The organism is Candidatus Hydrogenedentota bacterium, from assembly GCA_019637335.1.
GTDB lineage: Bacteria > Hydrogenedentota > Hydrogenedentia > Hydrogenedentales > JAEUWI01 > JAEUWI01.
Genome location: JAHBVV010000016.1, coordinates 72878 through 93303, shown reverse-complemented (window position 1 = coordinate 93303; position 20426 = coordinate 72878). Strand labels below are relative to the sequence as shown.

The following is a 20426-nucleotide window of genomic DNA, read 5'->3' as shown; positions in this document are numbered from 1 at the left end:
CTACTCCCCCCTTTCGTCGTCCGCGGGCGCGGTGAACTTGATGTTGTCGATGAGGCGCGCGGGACCGACCTGCGCGGCGGCGGCCAGGAGAATCTCCCCGGCGACGCGGTCGAGCGGGCGCATGGTGTCCGCGTCCACGAGGGACACGTAATCGATTTCGAGCGGCGCCATCGCGTGGCGGACCGCGCTCGTAATCACGGCGGCGTCGCGCTCGCCGGCATCCAGCAGGTCGCGTGCGCGGAACAGGGCGGCGGATATTCGGAGCGCCGCTTTCCGGTCTTCCGGCGCCAGGTAGCGGTTGCGCGAACTCATGGCGAGGCCATCCGGTTCGCGAACGATGGGCATTTCGACGATTTCGACACCGAGATCGAGATCGCGGGCCATGCGCTTGATCACGGCGCACTGCTGCGCGTCCTTCTGCCCGAAATAGGCGCGATCCGGCAACACGGTGGCGAAGAGTTTGGTAACGACGGTGGCGACGCCCCGGAAGAAGTGCGGGCGCGACAGGCTGCAAAGGCCCTCGCTGACGCCTTCCACCGTGACGTAGGTCGAATACCCTTCCGGGTACATGGACGCCGCGTCGGGTGCGTATACCACCTGCGTCCCGAGGGACGCCAGCAGGGCGCAGTCCTCGTCGAAGGTGCGCGGGTACTTGTCCAGGTCCTCGTTCGGCGCAAACTGGGTCGGATTTACGAAGATGCTGGCCACCGCGTGGTCGCCATTCGCCACAGACGCCCGCACGAGGCTGGCGTGGCCCTCGTGGAGGGCGCCCATGGTGGGGACAAAACCCACGGGGCGTCCCGCGGCCTTCTCGGCAATCGACCAGGCGCGCATTTCGGCCTTTTCACGGATGATCTTCATGGGTACGTGTGCTCCGGGGCAGGATAGGCGCCGCTTTTCACGCTTTCGACGTACGCCGAGGCGGCCTGGCCGATCTGGCCCCGAACGTCGGCGAAGGCGTGCGCGAAACGCGCCTTGCCCCAGCCGAGGATGTCGTGGAGCACGAGCACCTGGCCGTCACAGGCGGGGCCCGCGCCGATTCCGATGGTCGGGATGCGCAGGGCGGCGGTGATTTCACCCGCCAGCGGCGCGGGAATGCACTCCAGCACGATGGCGTAGCAGCCGGCGGCCTCCAGCGCGCGCGCGTCCTCCAGGAGGCGCGCCCCGGCTTCGGGGGCCTTGCCCTGCACCTTAAAGCCGCCGAACTGGTGGACCGACTGCGGCGTGAGGCCGAGGTGGCCCATGACGGGAATGCCCGCCGCCAGGATCCGATCGAGTGCGGCTCCGATGCGCGAGACCGGCCCCTCCAGCTTCACGGCATGCGCCCCGCCCTCCGCGATGAGGCGTCCGGCGTTGCGCACGGCCTCTTCCGGGGTGACCTGGTAGGACAGGAAGGGCATGTCGGCGATAACCATGGCGCGCTTTGCGGCGCGGGCCACCATGCGTGTGTGGTGGAGGATGTCGTCCACCGTCACGGCGAGGGTGTTTTCGAGGCCCATGACGGCCATGGCGACGGAATCGCCGACCAGCAGGGCGTCCACGCCGGCGGCGTCGAGCAGCTCGGCGGTGGGATAGTCGTAGGCGGTGAGCACGGTGATTTTTTCACCGCGCTGCTTCCGTTCCCCGAATGAAAGGGTGGTGACGCGGGTCACGTGGCATTCTCCTGAACCGTAGACGAATCCGTCCCGGTCCCGTTGGGCTCCAAGCGGAGCGGTTCAGGGCGAGATTTTCTCGCGTTTTTCGATCCACCCGTGTACGCCGGGCCGCCCCGCCAGGGCCGTGACGGTCTCCCCGGTGAGGGGGTCGACGGCGTCCGGCGCGATTTCCGCCATGGGGACGAGCACGAAAGCGCGCTCGCGGAATTCCCGGTGCGGCAGGGTAAGGCGTTCCGACTGGAACTGGGTGTCGCCCCAGAGGATGATATCGATATCGATCTCTCGGGGGCCCCACCGGCCGGTCTTCCGGCGGCCGATGGCTGCTTCGATGGCCTTGACGGCATTCAGGAGTTCAAGCGGCGCGAGGGCCGTCTCAATCTCAACCGCCAAATTCAGGAACGGGGGCTGATCTGCGATACCGATCGGCTCCGTTTCGTAACAATGGGACCACGCCAATAATTCCACCTCCGGCTCCGCCGCCAGCGCTCTCAGGGCCCGCCGCAGCGCGGATGCACGGTCTCCCAGGTTGCTCCCTAGACTCAACTGTACAATCATGCGGGCTGTCAACTCGGCGGGCTGCGGTTCGTGGCGCTCAAGAAGCAAGTATAGCACACCGGGCGCGGAATCCGCGAGGCGATTCGCCGGGGCCCGAAACCTGATAGTGGCTGCATAACCGTCAAACTGGTACCATAAGGTATCATTTTTCAGCACACCATCGAGTTTCTTCTTGATACCAGGGGTCAGTGAATGGCAAAGAGCGTGCTTCTGAACACGGATACCCGGAATTTTCTGGACCTTATAGGCAACGGTCGCGTGTATCGCGTCCCGCCGTACCAGCGAGACTACTCCTGGCAGAAGGAGCAGTGGGAAGATCTCTGGAATGACATCCTCGAGTTGAGGAATGACGCCGATGCCAGACATTACATGGGCGCGCTGGTGGTTGAGGGGAAGAGCGACCGGGAATACGAGATTATTGACGGGCAGCAGCGCCTCGCGACCCTGAGCATTATCGCGCTCGCAATCCTGGCCCGCCTGGGGGGGCTTGCCGCCGAAGGGGTAGAACCGGAAGACAATACAACCCGCGCGACCGACCTCCGAAAGCGCTTCATCGGCGAGCGGGACCCCGCGTCTCTTGTGGAGAGCAGCAAGCTCTTCCTGAACGAGAATGACAACGGCTTTTACCAGGACTATCTGGTCCAGCTCCGCACCCCCGCCAACGCGCGGGGGCTCTCCGCTTCGAACGGACAGCTCTGGAAGTGCTTCCAATACTATGAGAAGTCCATTCGTGCTGAATCGAACCTCGCCGATTCCGGAAGGGGGCTGGCGACGTTATTGAATGAGTGCATCGGTCGGCAGTTGCTGTTTATTCTTATCACGGTGGACGACGAGATCAACGCGTACACGGTATTCGAAACGCTCAACGCGCGCGGGCTCGAACTCTCCGCCACCGACCTCTTGAAGAATTATCTGTTTTCCCTGGTAAAGGCCAGGAGCGACCTGGACTCGCTCCAGCGGCGGTGGAAATCGCTGGTCAGTACGGTCCGGCAGGAGCGTTTTCCCGAGTTCCTGCGCTACCACCTCCTTTGCGAACTACCCAAAGTCCGCACCCAGCGGCTGTTCAAGATTGTCAGAGACCGCATTAGTTCGCCGGCTGACGTGTTGCGCCTGATGGACGAACTGGAGCAGCGGTCGGAGTTGTTCTCCGCGCTGGGCGATCCGGGGCATGAATACTGGATTGATGATCCCGCTTGCCGTCCGTATATCCAGGAATTGAAACTCTTCGGTGTCCGCCAGTTCACGCCGGTCCTATATGCGGCGTGGGAGATGCTGCGCAAGAACGAGTTCGCGCGTGTGCTCAAATTGATCTCGCGATTCGCATTTCGGTACACCGTGGTTGCCGGTCTGAATACCAACGAACTGGAGCCGGTGTGCCACCACGCCGCCAAGGCGCTGCTGGATGGCCTGGTTAAATCCCCCGCCGAACTTTTCGCCCGGCTCCAGCCGATCTATGTCGAGCGGGAGCCATTCATCCAGGCGTTTGCCAGCATGGAAATATCCACGAAAGGTCCAAGAAAGAGACTCGTTCGGTATGTCCTTTGCGCGCTGGAGCAGGATGCGTCGGGCCGCGCCTGCGACTATCTAACCGACCCCGCTACCATTGAGCACATTCTCCCGGAGAATCCCGACGAGACCTGGGACAGCGACTTCCCGCAGGATCGGCGGGACCGGTACACCTACCGGCTGGGCAACCTCACCCTACTGGAGTCGGGGATGAACCGACAGGCTGGAAATTCGCCGTACCCAGACAAAGTTGGCGCTTACGCCGGCAGCGCCTACCAACTCACAAAACGCATTTCCGATATGGCCCCCGAGGAATGGACACCGGAGCGCATCGCGTTGCGCCAGCGGAAACTGGCTGAACGCGCGGAGCACCTCTGGCGCTCGGATTTCGCGACGGACTGAGTGCTGTCCGCTCCGGCCTTCCCCTATTCCCCCAGGGTCACCCGGTTGTCGGCGCCGACTTCCGCCTGCATTTCGAGGACCCACTGCCGGAGCAGGGCGATGCCCTCGTCGTGGTTCGTGCGGAGGGGCAGCGGGGGCATCATGACGCCGGGTTCGGTGCTTTCGATGCGGTGGATGAGGATGGAGGTATCGGGGCTGCCGGGCTCGATGCCGAAGCGGTGTCCGCCGGAGCCGCGCCCCGCCGCGATGGGGGGCTTGAAGACACCGAACCTGGCGGGGTCGTCCTGACGGTAGGACAGGTCCAGGCCGGACATGTGGGCTGGTCCGCGGGGGTTGTGACAGTGGGCGCAGTTGATGTCCAGGTAGGCGCGGGCGCGTTCGGCGAGCGAGCCGCTTGCGGGATTATCCGCATCCGGTACGCGGGGCGCCTCGTCGGGGGCCGGGGCGCCTTCGAGGTAGCCCGCATCGGTCCAGCGGGCGAGTTGGTTCATGATGGCGTCCCCGTAGTCATAATCCTTATTCAGGTGGCGGGCCTGGGGGCCGATGGGCTGGAGGCGCCCGCCAAGCTCGTGGCACTGCTTGCACTCGTTCATGTTGGGGATGATGTAACCCTTCAACTCGCGCTGCCCGCCATCGTAGTGTATCCAGGAGACATCCACGCGCCCGCCGGCCACGGCGAGCCGCGCGTCGGTGGCATCCTCGTTCCAGATGTACGAGAAGCCCAGCCAACCCTCGGGCTTGTGCACGAGGAGGCGCGTCTCGATGAGGCGCTCGCCCTTTTCCGGGGCACGCAGGTCATGGGGATAGCTGAATGTTTTCACGAGCACGGCGCCGACGGGGAATTCAAAGGGGCCGCGCCGATCGTAGCGCGCCGCAGTCCCCGGCGGCATCCAGACGAAGCGGTGCTTGCTGGCGTAATCCGAGAAGAGCGGGGTGTTCAGGTCGTAGGGCAGCACGCCGTCGTTTGGAATCTGACGCGCGGGATCCTTGAACAGGTTGTATTCGGAGATGTGCCGGGCGGGCGGGGCTTCGGGATCGAAGCTGACCGAACCAACCGCCGCGGCGCAGGGCATAGCGCCAATCGCACAGACGCTGGCGAGGAAAACGAAGGTACGGGTCAGGTTCATGGGCGCGGGCTCCTGGAATCGGGTCGACATCACATCGCGCCCCCGCCGTGGAGGGGCGGAGTTATTTTAGATCAAGCGCTTGCCAGGCGCGAAATCTTCCTTGAGAGCAATTGGGCAGTGTGAATTCTTTTCATGGTTTTTGGATGGAGGGTTGACAGGCCCGTTCTAGGCATGACCGGGACTGAAGCCGGTTTGGATTTCGAGAGTCCCGGGAGCTTGCTCCGAGGCAATGGCATCGGAAGTCGCGGGCGCGGGCAGAGAGACGTGTGACTTGGGGGTAGGTCGGGCTCGCGTTACTGCGGACAGAAATAATCCGCGATCCTTTGCGCCTGGTGGCGCGGAATACGAATCAGGGTTCTTCCTTCACGGGGCGACGGAAGAACCCTTCATTGTTTTCAGTGGTTCGCGTCGTAGCTTACCGTCTGCTCGTCCTCGGGGGCGATTAGGGGTTTGAGCTTGTCGAGCGCGATCGTTGCTCCGGAGACGGATTGGGCGGACCAGAACGCATTCCATTCGTCGACCGTTGCCGGCCTCTGCTCGCCGAGGCGCTCACCCCAGACGCTTGCAAGCGCCTCGCGCGCGGCGTTCGATACCCGCTGATCGAGGTAGGACAACTGGCCTATCAGCGCCGGGGTGGCTTCGCGCGCACCGAGGGACGCGAGCGCGTAGGCGGCCGCGATCCGAACTTCCGGCATGTGATCCGCCAGGCCGCGGGCGACGAGGGGCACGGCGCCCGGCGGCGCGGCGCGGCCCAGAAGGTCGATGGCCATGGCGCGAACGCCAAAATAGGCGCTTTCGGCGCCGGCCATGATCGTTTCCAGGCTGCGAGGCGGGTCGATCGCGAACAGCGTCTCCAGAACGGCTGGCGCGAGCAGACTGGACAGCTCGGGATACATGAATACGATATAGCCGAAGGCGTCGAACTCGGCCTGAAGCGCGGCGAGCTGCTCGCGGATGGCCCGCCGCCTCGCGTCGCTTTCCGATTTCAATTCGAAGATCAGCCCGCGAACGAGACGTCGCTGCTCCGCGGTAAGGCCGGTTTCCTCGGTGAGGGCCTTGTTCGTGGCCTCCCAGCGCGCGCGCAAGGCGTCCCGATCGAGGTGGCCGGTCTTGTCGTTCTTTTCGATGCGCTCAATTTCATCGGCGCGATAGATTAGATTTCGCCGGCCCGCTTTCACGCGGTACATGCCTTCCTGATCCGGTACGGGCGTAACGACGCCATCGAAGCGGATGCCGTTTTTCAAGTGGATCGTGTCCGCATATGCGGCGGCGGCCCACGCCATGAGCGCGACCGCGCCGCCCCAGATCACCATGCGCATCACGTTGGTCCTTCCTGTCGTTGGAGCGAATTTCACGGGCGGTCTCAACCGCGCTCGAAGTAGAACGCGGCGCGGGCGAACACCACTTGTTCGGTGTCGGCCACGTTCAGGAAGCGCTCCACGCGGGGGTCGTATAGCACATTGAGCCCTTCGGGAACGAAGACACCGAGGTCCGCCGCGATGACGCCGCCCCGGATATTCATCTTGCCTTTCGAGTTCGAATAATGGCGCGTGTAGCTCCGCGCGATATTGAAAATCGAGTTGTTGCTGTAGAGGAGGCCGTCGAATTGGTAGGGCCGGCCGCTGCTGGGGCGCGTCATTTCGTCCGCGTACCAGAATTCCCGAAGCTGATCCTCGGACAGCCAGTTCCCCTCCGGGTTCAGGTAGTGGATCGCGGCGCGGTCGAGGATTTCCAGCGGATACCCCATCTCGATGATATAGTCGCTGAGCAGTTTGACCGCGCTTTCGGAGTAGCGCACCGCGTGCTCATCGGTCGAGTCGTATACCCAGATGTTGTCCGGCTGGCTCTCGCGCAGCCCGTAGAAGCGGGGGACATAGTTCGGGTCCGCCACGGCCTTGTCCAACTCCAGGTTGTTGAAGATTTGCAGCTCGGAGGTCGTGAAACTGAATTGCTGGCCGGGTTTTCCGGGAACCACCTCGTTCGGATCGGTGGACCAGCGGTCGAAATACCCCCATTCCAGGGTCTCGGTTTGCCCGTATCTGGACACGTTGTTACTGCGGTGTCGGTCCCGCGCGTGGATGCTGTATTGCTTCCAGTCGGGATATTTTTCGTTATTGCGCGAACTGTGGTTCACACCGCGAATGGTGGTATAGTCGCCCATCATCACGCTTCCGCCCGAAACCAGCGCAAAGGCGTTGGTTTCACCGGCTTCGTTCCTGCCGAACTCGCCGGGCGCATCGTTGTAGGTGACATCGCCGATGATATAGGTGTTGCCGCGCACGAGGAGGCGGCCCTCGCCTTCGATGACCCCCTTGATGACCAGATCGCCGTCCACGGCGACGGTATTCTTAATCTGGATAGGGTCATCCGGGGTGCCGATGAGAATGAGGTTTCCGGTGTAGTAGCCATCCTGCTCCAGGGCGCTGAGCGCGCTGTTCGAGGAGGCCGGCAACGCGGTTCCCGTGAAGGCGCTTCCTTTGGGCAGGCCGTAGGCGACGCCATTGGTGATCTGGCCGCTCGGGTCCGTTTCGCCGACCTCAAAACCGATGCTTCCCGTAGATGTATTGACGATCACTTCAAATTCGGAATCGTCAACATAGCGGTCGCCGTTTTCGTCCGGATACGGGGCGGGAAACGAGCCCGGAAGCGGCCCGTCGGTTTGCAGGTCGGGATCCATGGGGTATTCGAGGTAGAGATTGGCGAAGGGGTCGAGCTGCCCCTGGGCGTTCGCCGACGCGTTTACGAGATTGGTTTGCGCCATCCTGCCGGTCCCGTCCTGGGCGAGCTTTCCATCGTCGGTACTGAACCGGTAACTGTTGAAGGCGGTCGACTGCAACTCGGCGGCGGTATACTCGTTGCCGTTGGGCTTGTAGACGCGGCCCCGGGTATATACCGTTCCCGCCACGGCGGAATTGGGCTCGCTGCCGGTACGCACCAGCAGAGATTCCAGCGCGGCAACTTTGATGCGGTCGAATGTGCCGTAGAGGCCGGGGTCGGCGTTTTGTTCGAGGTCAAGCGAGCGGATCTCGGCGTGGCACAGGATGCAGCTGATGTTGTTGGCCAGGATGGCGAACTGGCCGTGATCAAAGGGGGACCCGCCTATCCGCAGCACCTGCACGGCGGTCCGGGATGCCCCGTCCCGGGTGGCGGTGGCGCGAATGGTCAGGCGCGAGTCGTAGACCGTGTCATATCGGGCCACGTGCACGCTTTCCAGTATGGCGTACACCGTATCCTCACCTGGTTTCTTGAGGGGCATCGGTTCCTGCAGCAACTGCGCGCCGCGCGGGTCCATGCCCTGGGGGAGCGTGTGGAAGGTGCCGTCGCCATTTCCCTCCTCGCCCGGATCGCGCACGCCGTTGAAGTTCAGATCTTCATTAATGGGCAGAGCGAGCACGTTGTCGAGAAAATACTTATACGACGCGACGTTTCCGGTGGTGTTGCCGCTGCCCTGGCGGTATTGGTTCCAGACGCGCTCGATACCCCAGTCGATGCCGGCCTGGGCCGCCTCCTCCAGCAGGATGGCCCGGTACGCGTGGTCGGTTTCACTTTTGGCGCGGACGAGCCCGCTCATGACCGCGCCGAGCGCGGCGAGAATAACAATGATCGCGAGCATGGCAAAAATGAGCGCGACGCCAGCCTGCTTCCTTTTCGTACGGCAGATCCGTTTCATAATGGGCCCTTTCCTAGTTTACGAGCCGGATGCTGGAGTCCAGCGAAGCGCGCACGAGTTTCCCTTCACCCGGGCCGTAACGCTTGCTTCCCTCCAGCCTGATCCGGACTGTCGTAGCCGTGGAGTTGCCCGCTGCCTGGTGCTCCACCAATTGGAATCCTACATTGTCGATGGTTGTGGCGCCCGCCAGGGAGCGGGTCTCGCCGTCCTGGACGCGAACGATCCGGCGTGTCAGGGCGCCATCCCCGTCCGCGTCCTCGCCGGGATCGAGGCGCCCATTCCCGTTTGCATCCTCATTTTCGAGGCGGAACGTAATCGGGGTCGAATAACGGAACATGCGCTCGCCCTCCGCGGGAATGGGGGTCTGGAACGTGAGCTCCCGACCGTTCTCCGACACCACGACCCCATGCAAGTCCGGCGGCGCCCCCGTGGCCTGCGCGGTCGTGGCGGTCACGCCTTCCCGCAACTCCACGGTTATCGCGGCCATCGTATCGCGAAGGTTGTTCTGCACGTCCACCTTGGCGTTGCTTAGTTGCGCCGAAGAGGCGGATGACTGCACGGCGATAAACCCGAGTAGAGAGACCGTGGTGAGGACGGCCGATGCAACCATCATTTCAAGCAGGCTGTAACCGCGATTGCCCATATTCAAGCGCCCTTTACTCATTGGTCAACATGCTGACCGCGGTCGCGGACATGGCGCGACCGCGCCCGCCGGTCCACGTCGTGGTCACTTCCACCAGGATGGGATTGTCGCCGTCACTGGCCGGGTTCCCCTCCGTGTCGTAGCAGCGCGCTTCTATCGCACGATCGGGAAGCCTGCCGTAATAGCCGTCGAGCGGAACCACCGCCGACCAGCCCGTGGCGTTGTTCTCCTCCACCCAGGCGATGAGCCCATCGGGAAAGTCGTTCCTGAACTCGTAGCGTTTTTCCCGCAAGCCGTCGAGCACGCCACGGGCGGCGGACAGGGCCTCAATGCGCTGTTCTTGTGCGTCTATACCCACATAGAACGACATCAAGGACTGCGCTGTAGCTCCGATGACGACGGAGAAAATGGCGACGGCCAGCACAATCTCGACAAGACTTAGACCGGCTTGACCGTTTAAGACCGTTCGTTTACGCATACTTCCGCTCCCTGTCAGGCGAGAGGCCTGAATACGGCGCATCCCTGCACGTTGCGCCCCCTGATCAATCAAATCGCACACACGATCACGAAGCCACCGGAAGAAGTATGCCATGCCGTGTAATTATTCGCAAGCCCCGCGATTTTTTTCTCACAAGTTCGCGGAATGCGGGTTTTGACTACGATATATTCGCATTTATCTTACTTCGTACTATCAAATACTCCACCTGTAAGCGCGAGAAGGAGGGCGCCATCAGGCCACCGCAACGGGGAAATGATGTGTGATCGATGAGAATGAAAGCACGACTGGACGCAGCGCAGCCTCTGGCGCCAAGCTGGAAACCTGAACCACGTATGAACACAGGGCGGCCTCTGGCCGTAAGCAAGGAATTGATCACCACGAAGGGCACGAAGTCCACGAAGAAAGAAGTCTCTTAAAACCGATGCGGGTGGCGGATCGGATTGGGAGCCACAAAGAGCACAAAGTACACAGAGAACCCGGCGCAGCCTCCCAGCCTTGGGCCGCAACCAAGATTTTGAACCACGAATGCACACGAATTGACACGAATCGATCGGATATTTTACGGACTCAGAACCCATTCGTAACACTTTTTATTTCAATTACTTATGGCCTATATTTTTCATTCTTATCCCCCAAGAACAAGAAAATGACGGATAGTAGTACGAATGAAGATGCATCGGGGAGGCTGCGGCGTGAACACGTGGGGCTGATGCCCGACGTCGTGTTGCGCCGGTCGTGCGGGGAATTCTTGCAGGCGCGGAGTTCGCGTTTCTCCGGGCACACGAAAGCGCTGGGACGCCATAGTGTGGGACGGCGGTTGCGGCGGGATGCATTTAGGAGTGTGCGGTGTTATGGTGTCGGGGGCGGCCGTTGCTGCGGGAATGCGCGCGATCCTGTGCGTGCGATATGAAGGTGGATTGGCAGGAAGGACGGTGTTGCGGGGTCCTGGGCTTTCGTTGTGTCGGGCAGGATGCCCAACCTCCTGTGCGTCGCTCGTGTGGGGCGGTGCTGGTGGGGTTGGGGTATTGTTGCTCCGGGCACACGAAAGCGCTGGGACGCCATAGTGTGGGACGGCGGTTGCGGCGGGGTGCATTCAGGAGGGTGCAGTGTTGTGGTGTCGGGGGCGGCCGTTGCCGCGGGAATGCCCGCGATCCTGTGCGCCGCTCGTGGTTTGGGCGCGCGTGGTGGGATAGCGGGCATGAATATCCGTCTATTCGATCGCGACTCAGCGAATGGCGGCCTCGGTCGCGGGATCGAAAAAATGCAGGTGATCCCGGTTCACGGCGAGTATGTACGGGGCGCCAACCGCGGGCGAGGCGGAGGGTGCGACGCGGGCGGTAATGGTCTGCCCGGCGATGCTGAGGTAGAGGTAGATTTCCGCGCCCATGGGCTCGATAACCTCGACCCGGGCTTCGATGGTCTCGCCCGGAATGTGGACCTGGCCGGCCTGTTCGGCGAAGTCTTCGGGACGGATCCCGAGCAGGACGGTGCGGCCGGCGTAGGGCGCGAGGGCGGCCTGCGCGGCGTCGGGCAGGTGGAGGCGAAAGGCCTGCTCCCGCGCCTCGAAAACAAGCCCCTGCGCGCCGGCCTGTATCGCGCCCTCGAAGATATTCATCGGCGGGCTGCCGATAAAGGTGGCGACGAAGCGGTTGGCGGGCCGGTGGTAGAGGTCGAGCGGAGCGTCGACCTGCTGGATGACGCCATCGAGCATGACGACGATGCGATCGCCCATGGTCATGGCTTCCACCTGATCGTGGGTGACATAGATCATGGTGGACTGGAGCCGCTGGTGCAACTTGGAGATTTCGGCGCGCATCAACACGCGGAGCTTTGCGTCCAGGTTCGACAGGGGCTCGTCGAAAAGGAAGACCTTCGGCTTCCGAACAATGGCGCGCCCGACGGCCACCCGCTGGCGCTGGCCGCCGGACAGGGCCTTGGGGCGGCGCTGGAGCAAGTCGGTTATGCCGAGGATCTCGGCGGCCTCGCGGACGCGGCGGTCAATTTCGTCCTTCGGATAGCGCCGCATCTCCAGGCCGAAGGACATGTTTTTGTAGACGTTCTTGTGGGGGTAGAGCGCGTAATTCTGGAAGACCATCGCGATGTCGCGGTCTTTGGGGGGAACGTCATTGACGAGCTGCTCGCCGATTTCGATCTCGCCGGCGGAGATCTCCTCCAGGCCCGCAATCATGCGGAGGGTGGTGGACTTGCCACAGCCGGACGGGCCGACGAGCACGAGAAATTCCCGGTCGGCGATGGCGAGATTCACATCGCGGACGGCGTGCACCCCGCCCGCGTAGGTCTTGTGCACGTTGCGCAGGGTCACATTCGCCAAGGGGTCCGATCCTTCCGTTCAGGTGGCGCCAGCGCCCCCCGGAGGAGGCTGGTGGATGATACCGGAGGCTTCATCGGGGGCGCAAACACGGCGGGCGGGCTCAGGCTTCGCCGGCGAAGTCCCGGGCCGCCTCCTCCATCACCACTTCGCGCACGGACGCGGGTAGCGTCTCGGCGGCGGCGAGCTTGCGGATCAGGGCGTGCAGTATGAGGTGCATAACGCGGGCGCCGGTGACCGTTTCGTCCCCCGCCGGTTCGGGCTCCGCGAATGCGTCCAGGGCGAGGTTCTGCTCGGGTCCATCCACGGGGCGCACGTTGAGGGAGGCGGGACCCGCGCGCAATGCGGCGACTTTCATTCGCCGCCCCCAGATGCGCCGCTCGCCGTCTTCCTGTTGCCCGGTCCAGGCGCGCGCGTGTTCGAGCATGGCGCCGAGATTCGTACCCGAGCCACGCTGATGCTGGAGGTGGAGTGAGGCGGCGCCCAGGGAGATATCGTGGATTTCGGGGGTCCGCGCGAATACCGTGAGCAGATTGGGGCGCACGCGCAACGTCTCGATGCGGAGCGCCTCGCGATCGGTAAAGCCGCCGGGGTTGTAGACCGAGACCCCTTTGAACAGGAGCGCCTGCTCCGCCCAATCGAGCCGTACGGCTTCGAGGCGCACTTCGGCTTGCAGGATCTGGCCCGCCTGGTGGGTCAGTCCGCTCCGCAACACGCCCTCAAACCGGGTTATCAGCAGGACGAGCCCAACCGACACGGCGATCAGAAGCAGCCCGGTAACGGTCATGATGAGCTTGAGTGCGGCTTTCAAGAAGGCGGCCCTTTATCCTTGCGCCCGGTGTCAGTCGAAGGTGTGCGAGATGCGTTTTGCGCGGTCCGACGTCGCGCGGTACCCCTTTTTGATAGCCTCGCGGGCCTTATAGTCCGCGCGGGGTTCGAGGTGGACCGAGGCGTTGGGCAGCGGGCGCCACTCGAAGTAGTGGGCCGAGTTGTGCCCTTCGATCACCAGCCGGACGCCCGGGGCCGCGGGATTGGCCGCGGGGTTCTCCACGCGGAAATCGCCGGACGGGAAGTAGAGGGTCACCTCGCGCGCGTAGCGCCGGAGCGCGCCCACCTGCTCCTCGGTCAATTCCGCGCCCAACTCCCGCTGCGCGGGCAAGACTTCCTGTCCGTCAGGGAGGCGCAGGTAGACTTCCAGGCCGCGCAGGCCCACCGCATCATAAGCGATGCTCCGATCCTGAAAAACGGACTCCAGGCGACACCGAATGACGAGCGGGCCGCCCCGGGGCGGCGCGGGCACGGCGTCGCGATCCGCTTCCATGGCGGACTCTACCGGATCCGCCAGCGCGACGGGATCGGCCGTCTTACCCGCCACCGGCGCCGCCGGCGAATCGAAGGCTCCCGGCGGAGAGGCCAGCGGGGCGCCCGGGTGGGATTCGGCAGGGTTCCAGATCGCGTGCGAGGCGCCCGTAAACAGATTGGGATAGACGCCTCCGCCCGCCTGGATGGCGACCTGGCGCACCTGGGGCACGAACGGAATGCGCGACGCCGCGCGCGGGTAGGGCTCTTCGTTGGGCGGGACGGTCTTGCAGCCGCTTGCGCCGCAGAGGGCCAGCAGGCCGAGGAGCATACCCGCGGACCATGATCCGATGCGCATCATCGGCGGCCCCGCCTTCCGGCGCCAAAATTGCGGCGCACTTCCCGATCATCGCCCGCGGTTACTTCCTCCTCCGCCGGTTCCCCGGGCTCGCCGGCATTTTCGGACTCGCGGGATTCAGACGGCACGGGGATGGCGCTTTCTCCGTCCTTCCCGCCCTTACCATATCGCTGGAGCACCAGTTCTCCCAGGGATGATCGCATCTTCACAATTCCCATGGGCGGAACCTGGTCGCTCACCCAGATATCCGTGGTCTCGTTGCCCTCACCGATCACGAAGCGCTCCGCAAGAATGGTTTCGTTCGGAAGCGCCACTTCCTCCGCACCCACGGACGCGCGGGGCGAATCGGAATCCACACCGCCGTGCTCGCCCTGCTCCAGCGCCACCTCCCGCACCGCGCCATTGCCCTCGCGAATGAGTAAGCGGTGGACATTCTTCGGATTGCTCGCGGGGCCGGTCAGCAGCATTTTGTAAACGGAGGGATAACCCAACCGGGGCTGGAGCTCGGTCTCCAGCCAGTAGGCGTCCTTGCGTTTGACCCGTTCCTTTCCCGTGATGGCCTGCCGCAGAAAAAACTCCTGGCCCGTGGCCGCGTCCTTGAGATTGTACCAGGCGAAAACGCCGACCTCCGGATTGACCAGTTTGCCCGACATCACATCGGACATCATGCCCTGGGCCGGAACGCCGCCGCAGAGGCCCAGCAACGCCAGGCCGCATGCCAGTCGAATCAACACGATGCTATCTCCTGCCGGTTCACGTCGCGGGAGCATCGTACCACAGCCCCGCGCGCCGTAGCATCCCCAGCGGATCGAGGCTGGGCGGCGCCCTTGCGAATTGACTGCGCGGGGGCGTCCGCCTATGATTACGCGTTGTGACGAAAGGCCGAGGAAGACCTATGAACGGGCGTGTATTGCGAATTGCGTGCGCCGCGCTGGCGCTGCTTGCGTGGCGGGCCATCGCGGAGGCCGATGTGGAGGCCATCGCCGCGAGAGCGCTCCCCGCCGTGATCCTCATACACGGGACGCGCGCGGACACCGGCGCGCGGGTACAGGGCAGCGGCTGCGTGGTGCATCCCGACGGTTACGTTCTCGCGACGGCGCACCAGGCGGAAGGGGTTCGGGATTTCGAGGGCCAGTTCGCGGATGGAACGCGCGTGCCGCTTTCGCTGGTCCGCTCTGAACCCGCGATCGAGTACGCGCTGTTCAAGACGGACCGCCCGCTTCCGGCGCACGCGCCCATCGGCGACGCGCTCACGGTTCGCAGCGGGGCGCCGATCGTTTCCATCGCCTCGCCCAGGAACCTGGAATTCGCAACGGTGAGCGGAACGGTGTCGAATCCGTCGAAAGAGTACAACGGCTATCCGGTGCTGCTGGTCTCGCTGACGGCGACCCACGGGTCGAGCGGGGGGCCGGTCTTTGATCGGGAGGGCCGCCTGATCGGGCTGATCAGCGGCGGGCTGACCGAGGTGGATTTCACCATTGTGAACAAGATTAACAACGCCTACCCGCTTCTGAAATCGATCGGCGCGCGTTTGCTGGGCGACGACTTCGCGGAGGCGGGCAGGCTGGTTCCGGCGCCGGGCGCGTCCGAGGCGGAGCTGCGGGCGATTGATGCGTACAACCGGGGCGTGTCGGCGGATGGCGTGGAGGAAAAAATCGCCGCGTACGGGCTCGCCACGACGCTATTGCCAGCTTTTTTCGAGGCGCACTTCAACCTGGCCCTGGCCGAATCGTCGGCGGGGGATCTGGAGGCGGCGGCGAAAGCCTACCTGCGCGCCGACGCGTTGCGCCCGGACTCCGTCGCGGTCAAGCGGAACCTTGGGCGGCTCTACCTTCGCGCGCGGCAGTACGAGGACGCGGCGGCGGTTTTTGCGGAGGCGCTCCGGCTTGCGCCGGAGGACGCGCGCAGCCACAATGATCTGGGCGAGGCGCACCGCCGTGCGGGAAAGCACGCGGAGGCCATTCGCCATTTCCGGGATGCCCTGCGGCTGAACGACAGCGCGCCGGGCGTGCATTACAATCTCGCGCTGAGCCTTTCGGCCCAGGGCGAGGCTGCGCAGGCCATCCGGCATTTCGAGGCGTATCTGGCCCTGTCTCCCGGCGCGGAGGACACGGCGGAGGTGCGGGCGTGGATCGAGAAACTCAAGCAGTGACCCAAATCAGGAAGGACGAATACCGTGGCTGATGCGAAGATGCCAGAGAAACTCGGGCGTTATGAAGTAATACGGGAGCTCGGCAAAGGCGCCATGGGCGTGGTGTACGAGGGGCGGGATCCGAATATCGGGCGGCGGGTGGCCATCAAGACGACGCGGCGCGAGGTGGTGGAGGCCTCGGGCATGGCGGACGAGATGATGGAGCGGTTCCTTCGGGAGGCGCAGGCGGCGGGGGCTTTGAGCCACCCGAATATCATCACGATCTACGATGCGGCCGAAGAAAACGGCATCGCGTACATCGCCATGGAGTATCTGGAGGGCGGCGATCTCGGCGATGTCATGGAATCGAAAAGGCGCCTGGGTATGGACGAAATCGTGGAGATCGGCGCGAGCATCTGCGAGGCGCTCGCGGTGGCGCACGACCGGGGCGTGGTGCACCGCGACATCAAGCCGGCGAATATCCTGACGCCCACCGGCCAGCCGCTGAAGGTGGCGGATTTCGGGATTGCACACGTCAGCGATTCGAACCTGACGCAGGACGGCGCGCTGATCGGCACGCCGCACTATATGAGCCCGGAGCAGTTCATGGGCCAGAAGCTGGACGGGCGATCGGACCTGTTTTCCGTGGGCAACATCCTCTACGAGTTGACCACCGGGGAAAAGCCCTTTGGCGGCGAGGCCCTGAGTACAGTGATGCATCACGTGATCAAAACCGATCCCGTAAGCCCGGCAGAACTGAACTTCAACGTGCCGGATGCCCTCGCCCAGGTCATCCTCAAGGCCCTGAGCAAGCGCCCCGCGAACCGCTACCGGACTGGCCGGGAAATGGCGGCGGCGCTACGCGAAAGTCTGAAGGAGAATCCGGATCCGGCGATACTGGATCCGAGCCAGGCGGCGGCCCTGGGGGCAACCGTTCCCGGCGGGACTCCGGCCCCCGCACAGGACGCCACGGTCATAAGCGCCGGACCGCCGAACGAAGACCTCGTGGCCACGGTCCCGGGCGCGCGGCCCTCCAGCCAGGCGACGACCATTGCGGAGAGCGGGCCCGACGCCACGGTGCCGGGCGGTCCGCCCGCCGGAGACACGCAGCCGGGAAATCGCGCGGCGGATGTCTCCGCCACGGTCCCCGGCGGCGCGCCACCCGCACCGTCCGGCGCGCCCGATTCCCCGGCGGCCCCGGGCAAGGGCCTTTTGGTTGGCGGCGGCATCGCGGCGGCGGTTGTGGTGGTGGGGCTGGGCGCGTTGATGTTGGGTGGGGGCGGCGACGAGACGCCCGCGACGCCCGCCGCGGCAACGCCCACGACCAGCCCCTCGGCTGAGGCGGCGGCGGCGAATTTCTACACGATGGTAAGCTTCAATATCCTGCGCGCAAAGAATCTGGAAGATTACCGCAAGTTTGATGCGGGCGAAGTGACTCTGGACGATCTGGACGGCAAGCTGGATGACGTGCTGGGGCCGTTTCCGATCGAGCTGGTGGACGCGGATGGCGCCACCGTGACGGAGATGGAGTACCAGAGCTCGGGCGATTTCGTCGAGATCCCCGCCGCGCGTAAAGCCGACAACTTGCGGTATCGCGCGCACATCCCCTCCCCCACCAATCCGGCGGAGTCCAGCATCCGCGTCGCCAACATCCCGCCGGCCCACGCGCCCGACAGCGCCGCCATGGTCGAAATTGTACTGCCGCCACCGGGTGTCTGATCCGGGTTCCGCGCCCGGTCGGTTCGTATTATTCCCGGTTAGGTGGTAAAATTGGGCATCCCGGCCAAACCCTGCCGGGACGGTTCCATCCGGGTGGAATGCGGACTGCTATCACCAGCCGCCCCCGAACCGGTAAACGAGTCTAAACCATTGACCTTGCAGAGGTTGGGGAGAGTATGATGCGACGATTGCGACTGTTTGGTGTATTGGGCCTCATGGCAGGCCTGTTGTTGTTCTCCGGCATCGCGAAAGCGGACTTTTTTTCCGGGGACGCCGTGCCCGAGATTCAGGCGCAGGACATTTTCGGCAATCCGGTGGACCTGAACGCGATTCTGGATCAGAATCCGGATCTGGTGATCCTGTTCTTCTTCACGCCGGAAAACGGCAAGCCCATCGCGGCCAAATTACAGGCGCTGAAGCGGCTGTACTCCGGGGATGATCTCTCAATCATCGCCCTGGGCATGGAATCGGACAAGGCCGCGCTCCAGCAATTCGCGGACAGCCTCAAGATCCAATATTTCCTCCTTGCGGACGAAGCGGTAAAGAGCGCGGCGTGGTACAAGGACGTGAGCCAACTCCCGCTTACCCTGTTCGTGCACACGCCGCAGCGCACGATCGAACGGGTACTGCGCGGCACGAGCTCGGAGCAGGCCAATATCCTGAAGGAGGTGGCGGAGAACCTCTTCCAGCAACGGAAGACGGATAAGGCGGCGGCCGTGGCGACGACTGCACTGGAAAGCGGTGAAGACGCGGCGGCGGTGAAGGAATTGAACGGGCATATCCTGGTGGCCGAGGGCAAATTGGACGACGCCGAGAAGGAATTCGGCGCCATTGGTTCGGATGCAGGTATCGCAAAGGTTGCCCTGGAACGCGGCGATCTGACCGGCGCCATCGCGGCGGCGGATCGGGCGGGCGACAACGGGTACGCGCAGGCGGTGAAGGGCGAGGCGCTGATGAAGGCTGGCGAACTCGACGATGCGGCGGCGGCGCTTGACCGCGCGGCCGCGAGCCCGCTGCCGGGCTGGCAGAAGTCCGAAGCGGTAAACGCGCAGGGCCGCCTGGCGCACGCGAGCGGGAATCTGGATGCGGCGGTGGCGCAATACACGAAGGCGCAGTCGCTGGATCAGTATAACGTCGAGGCGCTGAGCAACGAAGGCGCGGCCTACCGCGAGCGGGGCTCCGCCGAAGACCTGGAACGCGCCAAGGCGACGCTGGAGAAGGCGTCGGCGATCCGCCCGGACGAGATGACCGCGTTGATGCTGCAACAGGTGCAGGCGGAATTGCAGGAAGCCAACGACCTCAAGCGCGGCGAATTGATCAAGAACATGATCGAGGATCTGAGCAAGCGCTATCAGGAAATGAAGGCCAGCGGCGAGGCGTCGCCGGCGGACGATTGGAGTTCGCGCCCGGTTGTACTGGCGTTTCTGCCTGGGGAGACCAAGGGCCGCTTCGTGTTCGACCGCGCGGGCACCGATATGGTCGTGCAGCGCGAGATCGAATCGCAGGTGCAGGGCAAGAATGGCATCCAGGTGGTCGAGCGCATCATGCTCGACAAGCTGCTTCAAGAGCTGAACCTGGGCAGTTCGGAATTGGCCAGCGCCGACACGCAGCGCCGCCTGGGCCAGGTGCTCTCGGCGGGCCACCTGGGCTTCATCGATTTTGCGCGGGCCGGCGCCGACACGATGCTTTACCTGCGGCTGATCGATTCCGAGACGACGGGCATCTTCTTCCAGACTTCGGTAACCATTGACGATTCGAAGCCGCGGGAGACTGTCGAGGCGGTCGTGAGCGCACTGACGGATAAGCTCGCGGCGAGCGAACCGCTCAAGGGCCTGATCGCGGACGCCTCGGAGAACGACGCCATCATCATCAACCTCGGCGCGAAGCACGGCGTGAAGGAAGGCACGGTGTTCAAAATTCTCGAAGATGGCGACCCCATTGAAGTCGGCGGGCGTGTAATCGCCCACCGCCAGCGCCCCGTCGGCCAGTTGAAGGTGACCGTGGTGGAGGACGATTACGCCATCGGCAGCGCTTCCAACCTGCGCGAGGGCGTCGCGCTTGCCAAAGAGATGAAGATTCAGGAAATGAAGTAGCCCGCGACATCGAAAGCAGTTCGCGCCGTGGACCAGACGCCTGGTTCGCGGCGCTTTTTTTGTCGCATCGTGTATTACAAGCTGATCGTATGAACTTGATACAGCCGCATCGCCCCGTCTAACCCGCCGTCAACTCGGAAGATAGGCATCCCGCCACGGCGCACCTTCGACCATGCCTAGCCCGACGGAATTCCACACCTACACGCGCCGGAAAGGGACGTACCCCGTGCACGCGCGCTGTCCCTTGGCAGAAAAAAACGCGCCGAAAGTCCGCCGCAGGCGGATAGGCGATGGACTCCGTCTCCAAGGTGGCGCCCCGCAGCGACAGACACGGACCCGACGCGGAGGCTTCGCGGCGCTGCCGGTCGTCGGGCGAAACACCGGGCCGACGTGGGGTGGCCGTTTCGTCCGGGTCTGTCCCGTGGTTTGGGGTAAAAGCC

At 63.9% G+C, this 20426-nt stretch carries 16 protein-coding genes; 4 read left to right on the top strand and 12 right to left on the bottom strand.

Annotated features, from left to right (window positions below):
- The 3 genes from panC to folK form a co-directional block, all read right to left on the bottom strand.
- Window positions 1-861 (bottom strand): pantoate--beta-alanine ligase, encoded by an 861-nt coding sequence (gene panC, locus KF886_16845; GenBank protein MBX3179025.1) that lies wholly within the window; start codon window positions 859-861, stop codon window positions 1-3.
- Window positions 858-1652, bottom strand: coding sequence for a 3-methyl-2-oxobutanoate hydroxymethyltransferase (gene panB / locus KF886_16840; protein MBX3179024.1), 795 nt, complete (start codon window positions 1650-1652; stop codon window positions 858-860). Before panB ends, panC begins: the two co-directional genes overlap by 4 nt.
- A gap of 63 nt (window positions 1653-1715) precedes the next feature.
- Window positions 1716-2210: a 2-amino-4-hydroxy-6-hydroxymethyldihydropteridine diphosphokinase gene (gene folK, locus KF886_16835; protein ID MBX3179023.1), complete on the bottom strand. Its 495-nt coding sequence runs from the start codon at window positions 2208-2210 to the stop codon at window positions 1716-1718.
- A 192-nt stretch (window positions 2211-2402) separates the two neighbouring features.
- On the opposite strand from folK, the gene KF886_16830 reads away from it, so the two are divergent.
- Window positions 2403-4118: a DUF262 domain-containing protein gene (locus KF886_16830; protein ID MBX3179022.1), complete on the top strand. Its 1716-nt coding sequence runs from the start codon at window positions 2403-2405 to the stop codon at window positions 4116-4118.
- Between the two features lie 23 nt (window positions 4119-4141).
- On the opposite strand, the gene KF886_16825 is transcribed toward KF886_16830, so the two are convergent.
- From KF886_16825 to KF886_16785, 9 genes are all read right to left on the bottom strand, one after another.
- Complete coding sequence (locus KF886_16825; GenBank protein ID MBX3179021.1) at window positions 4142-5191, bottom strand: hypothetical protein; 1050 nt, start codon at window positions 5189-5191, stop codon at window positions 4142-4144.
- A gap of 449 nt (window positions 5192-5640) precedes the next feature.
- A complete protein-coding gene (locus tag KF886_16820) occupies window positions 5641-6567 on the bottom strand; it encodes a HEAT repeat domain-containing protein (GenBank protein ID MBX3179020.1) in 927 nt (308 codons plus the stop codon).
- A 41-nt stretch (window positions 6568-6608) separates the two neighbouring features.
- Window positions 6609-8915, bottom strand: coding sequence for a hypothetical protein (locus tag KF886_16815; protein ID MBX3179019.1), 2307 nt, complete (start codon window positions 8913-8915; stop codon window positions 6609-6611).
- A gap of 13 nt (window positions 8916-8928) precedes the next feature.
- Window positions 8929-9558, bottom strand: coding sequence for a prepilin-type N-terminal cleavage/methylation domain-containing protein (locus KF886_16810; protein ID MBX3179018.1), 630 nt, complete (start codon window positions 9556-9558; stop codon window positions 8929-8931).
- Window positions 9559-9571: 13 nt separating this feature from the next.
- Complete coding sequence (locus KF886_16805; protein ID MBX3179017.1) at window positions 9572-10036, bottom strand: type II secretion system protein; 465 nt, start codon at window positions 10034-10036, stop codon at window positions 9572-9574.
- A 1246-nt stretch (window positions 10037-11282) separates the two neighbouring features.
- Entirely contained in the window at window positions 11283-12389 is a 1107-nt protein-coding gene (gene ugpC / locus KF886_16800; GenBank protein ID MBX3179016.1) for a sn-glycerol-3-phosphate ABC transporter ATP-binding protein UgpC, read from the bottom strand.
- Window positions 12390-12489: 100 nt separating this feature from the next.
- Window positions 12490-13197, bottom strand: coding sequence for a hypothetical protein (locus KF886_16795; protein ID MBX3179015.1), 708 nt, complete (start codon window positions 13195-13197; stop codon window positions 12490-12492).
- A 30-nt stretch (window positions 13198-13227) separates the two neighbouring features.
- Window positions 13228-14046, bottom strand: a complete 819-nt coding sequence (locus KF886_16790) for a hypothetical protein (protein MBX3179014.1) — start codon at window positions 14044-14046, stop codon at window positions 13228-13230.
- Entirely contained in the window at window positions 14043-14777 is a 735-nt protein-coding gene (locus KF886_16785) for a hypothetical protein (protein ID MBX3179013.1), read from the bottom strand. The genes KF886_16790 and KF886_16785 overlap by 4 nt, the downstream gene beginning before the upstream one ends.
- Before the next feature lie 161 nt (window positions 14778-14938).
- Between KF886_16785 and KF886_16780 the strand changes: the two genes are divergently transcribed.
- The 3 genes from KF886_16780 to KF886_16770 all read left to right on the top strand — a co-directional run bounded on the left by KF886_16780 (window position 14939) and on the right by KF886_16770 (window position 19986).
- Window positions 14939-16195, top strand: a complete 1257-nt coding sequence (locus KF886_16780) for a serine protease (GenBank protein ID MBX3179012.1) — start codon at window positions 14939-14941, stop codon at window positions 16193-16195.
- Between the two features lie 24 nt (window positions 16196-16219).
- Complete coding sequence (locus KF886_16775; GenBank protein MBX3179011.1) at window positions 16220-17893, top strand: protein kinase; 1674 nt, start codon at window positions 16220-16222, stop codon at window positions 17891-17893.
- Window positions 17894-18072: 179 nt separating this feature from the next.
- Entirely contained in the window at window positions 18073-19986 is a 1914-nt protein-coding gene (locus tag KF886_16770; GenBank protein MBX3179010.1) for a tetratricopeptide repeat protein, read from the top strand.
- The last annotated feature ends 440 nt before the right edge of the window (window positions 19987-20426 follow it).

Bases quoted from the DNA above. Each gene is read 5' to 3' on its own strand.
- panC (MBX3179025.1), bottom strand. From the start codon at position 861: ATGAAGATCATCCGTGAAAAGGCCGAAATGCGCGCCTGGTCGATTGCC.
- folK (MBX3179023.1), bottom strand. From the start codon at position 2,210: ATGATTGTACAGTTGAGTCTAGGGAGCAACCTGGGAGACCGTGCATCC.
- KF886_16830 (MBX3179022.1), top strand. From the start codon at position 2,403: ATGGCAAAGAGCGTGCTTCTGAACACGGATACCCGGAATTTTCTGGAC.
- KF886_16825 (MBX3179021.1), bottom strand. From the start codon at position 5,191: ATGCCCTGCGCCGCGGCGGTTGGTTCGGTCAGCTTCGATCCCGAAGCC.
- KF886_16815 (MBX3179019.1), bottom strand. From the start codon at position 8,915: ATGAAACGGATCTGCCGTACGAAAAGGAAGCAGGCTGGCGTCGCGCTC.
- KF886_16810 (MBX3179018.1), bottom strand. From the start codon at position 9,558: ATGGGCAATCGCGGTTACAGCCTGCTTGAAATGATGGTTGCATCGGCC.
- KF886_16805 (MBX3179017.1), bottom strand. From the start codon at position 10,036: ATGCGTAAACGAACGGTCTTAAACGGTCAAGCCGGTCTAAGTCTTGTC.
- KF886_16790 (MBX3179014.1), bottom strand. From the start codon at position 14,046: ATGATGCGCATCGGATCATGGTCCGCGGGTATGCTCCTCGGCCTGCTG.
- KF886_16780 (MBX3179012.1), top strand. From the start codon at position 14,939: ATGAACGGGCGTGTATTGCGAATTGCGTGCGCCGCGCTGGCGCTGCTT.
- KF886_16770 (MBX3179010.1), top strand. From the start codon at position 18,073: ATGCGACGATTGCGACTGTTTGGTGTATTGGGCCTCATGGCAGGCCTG.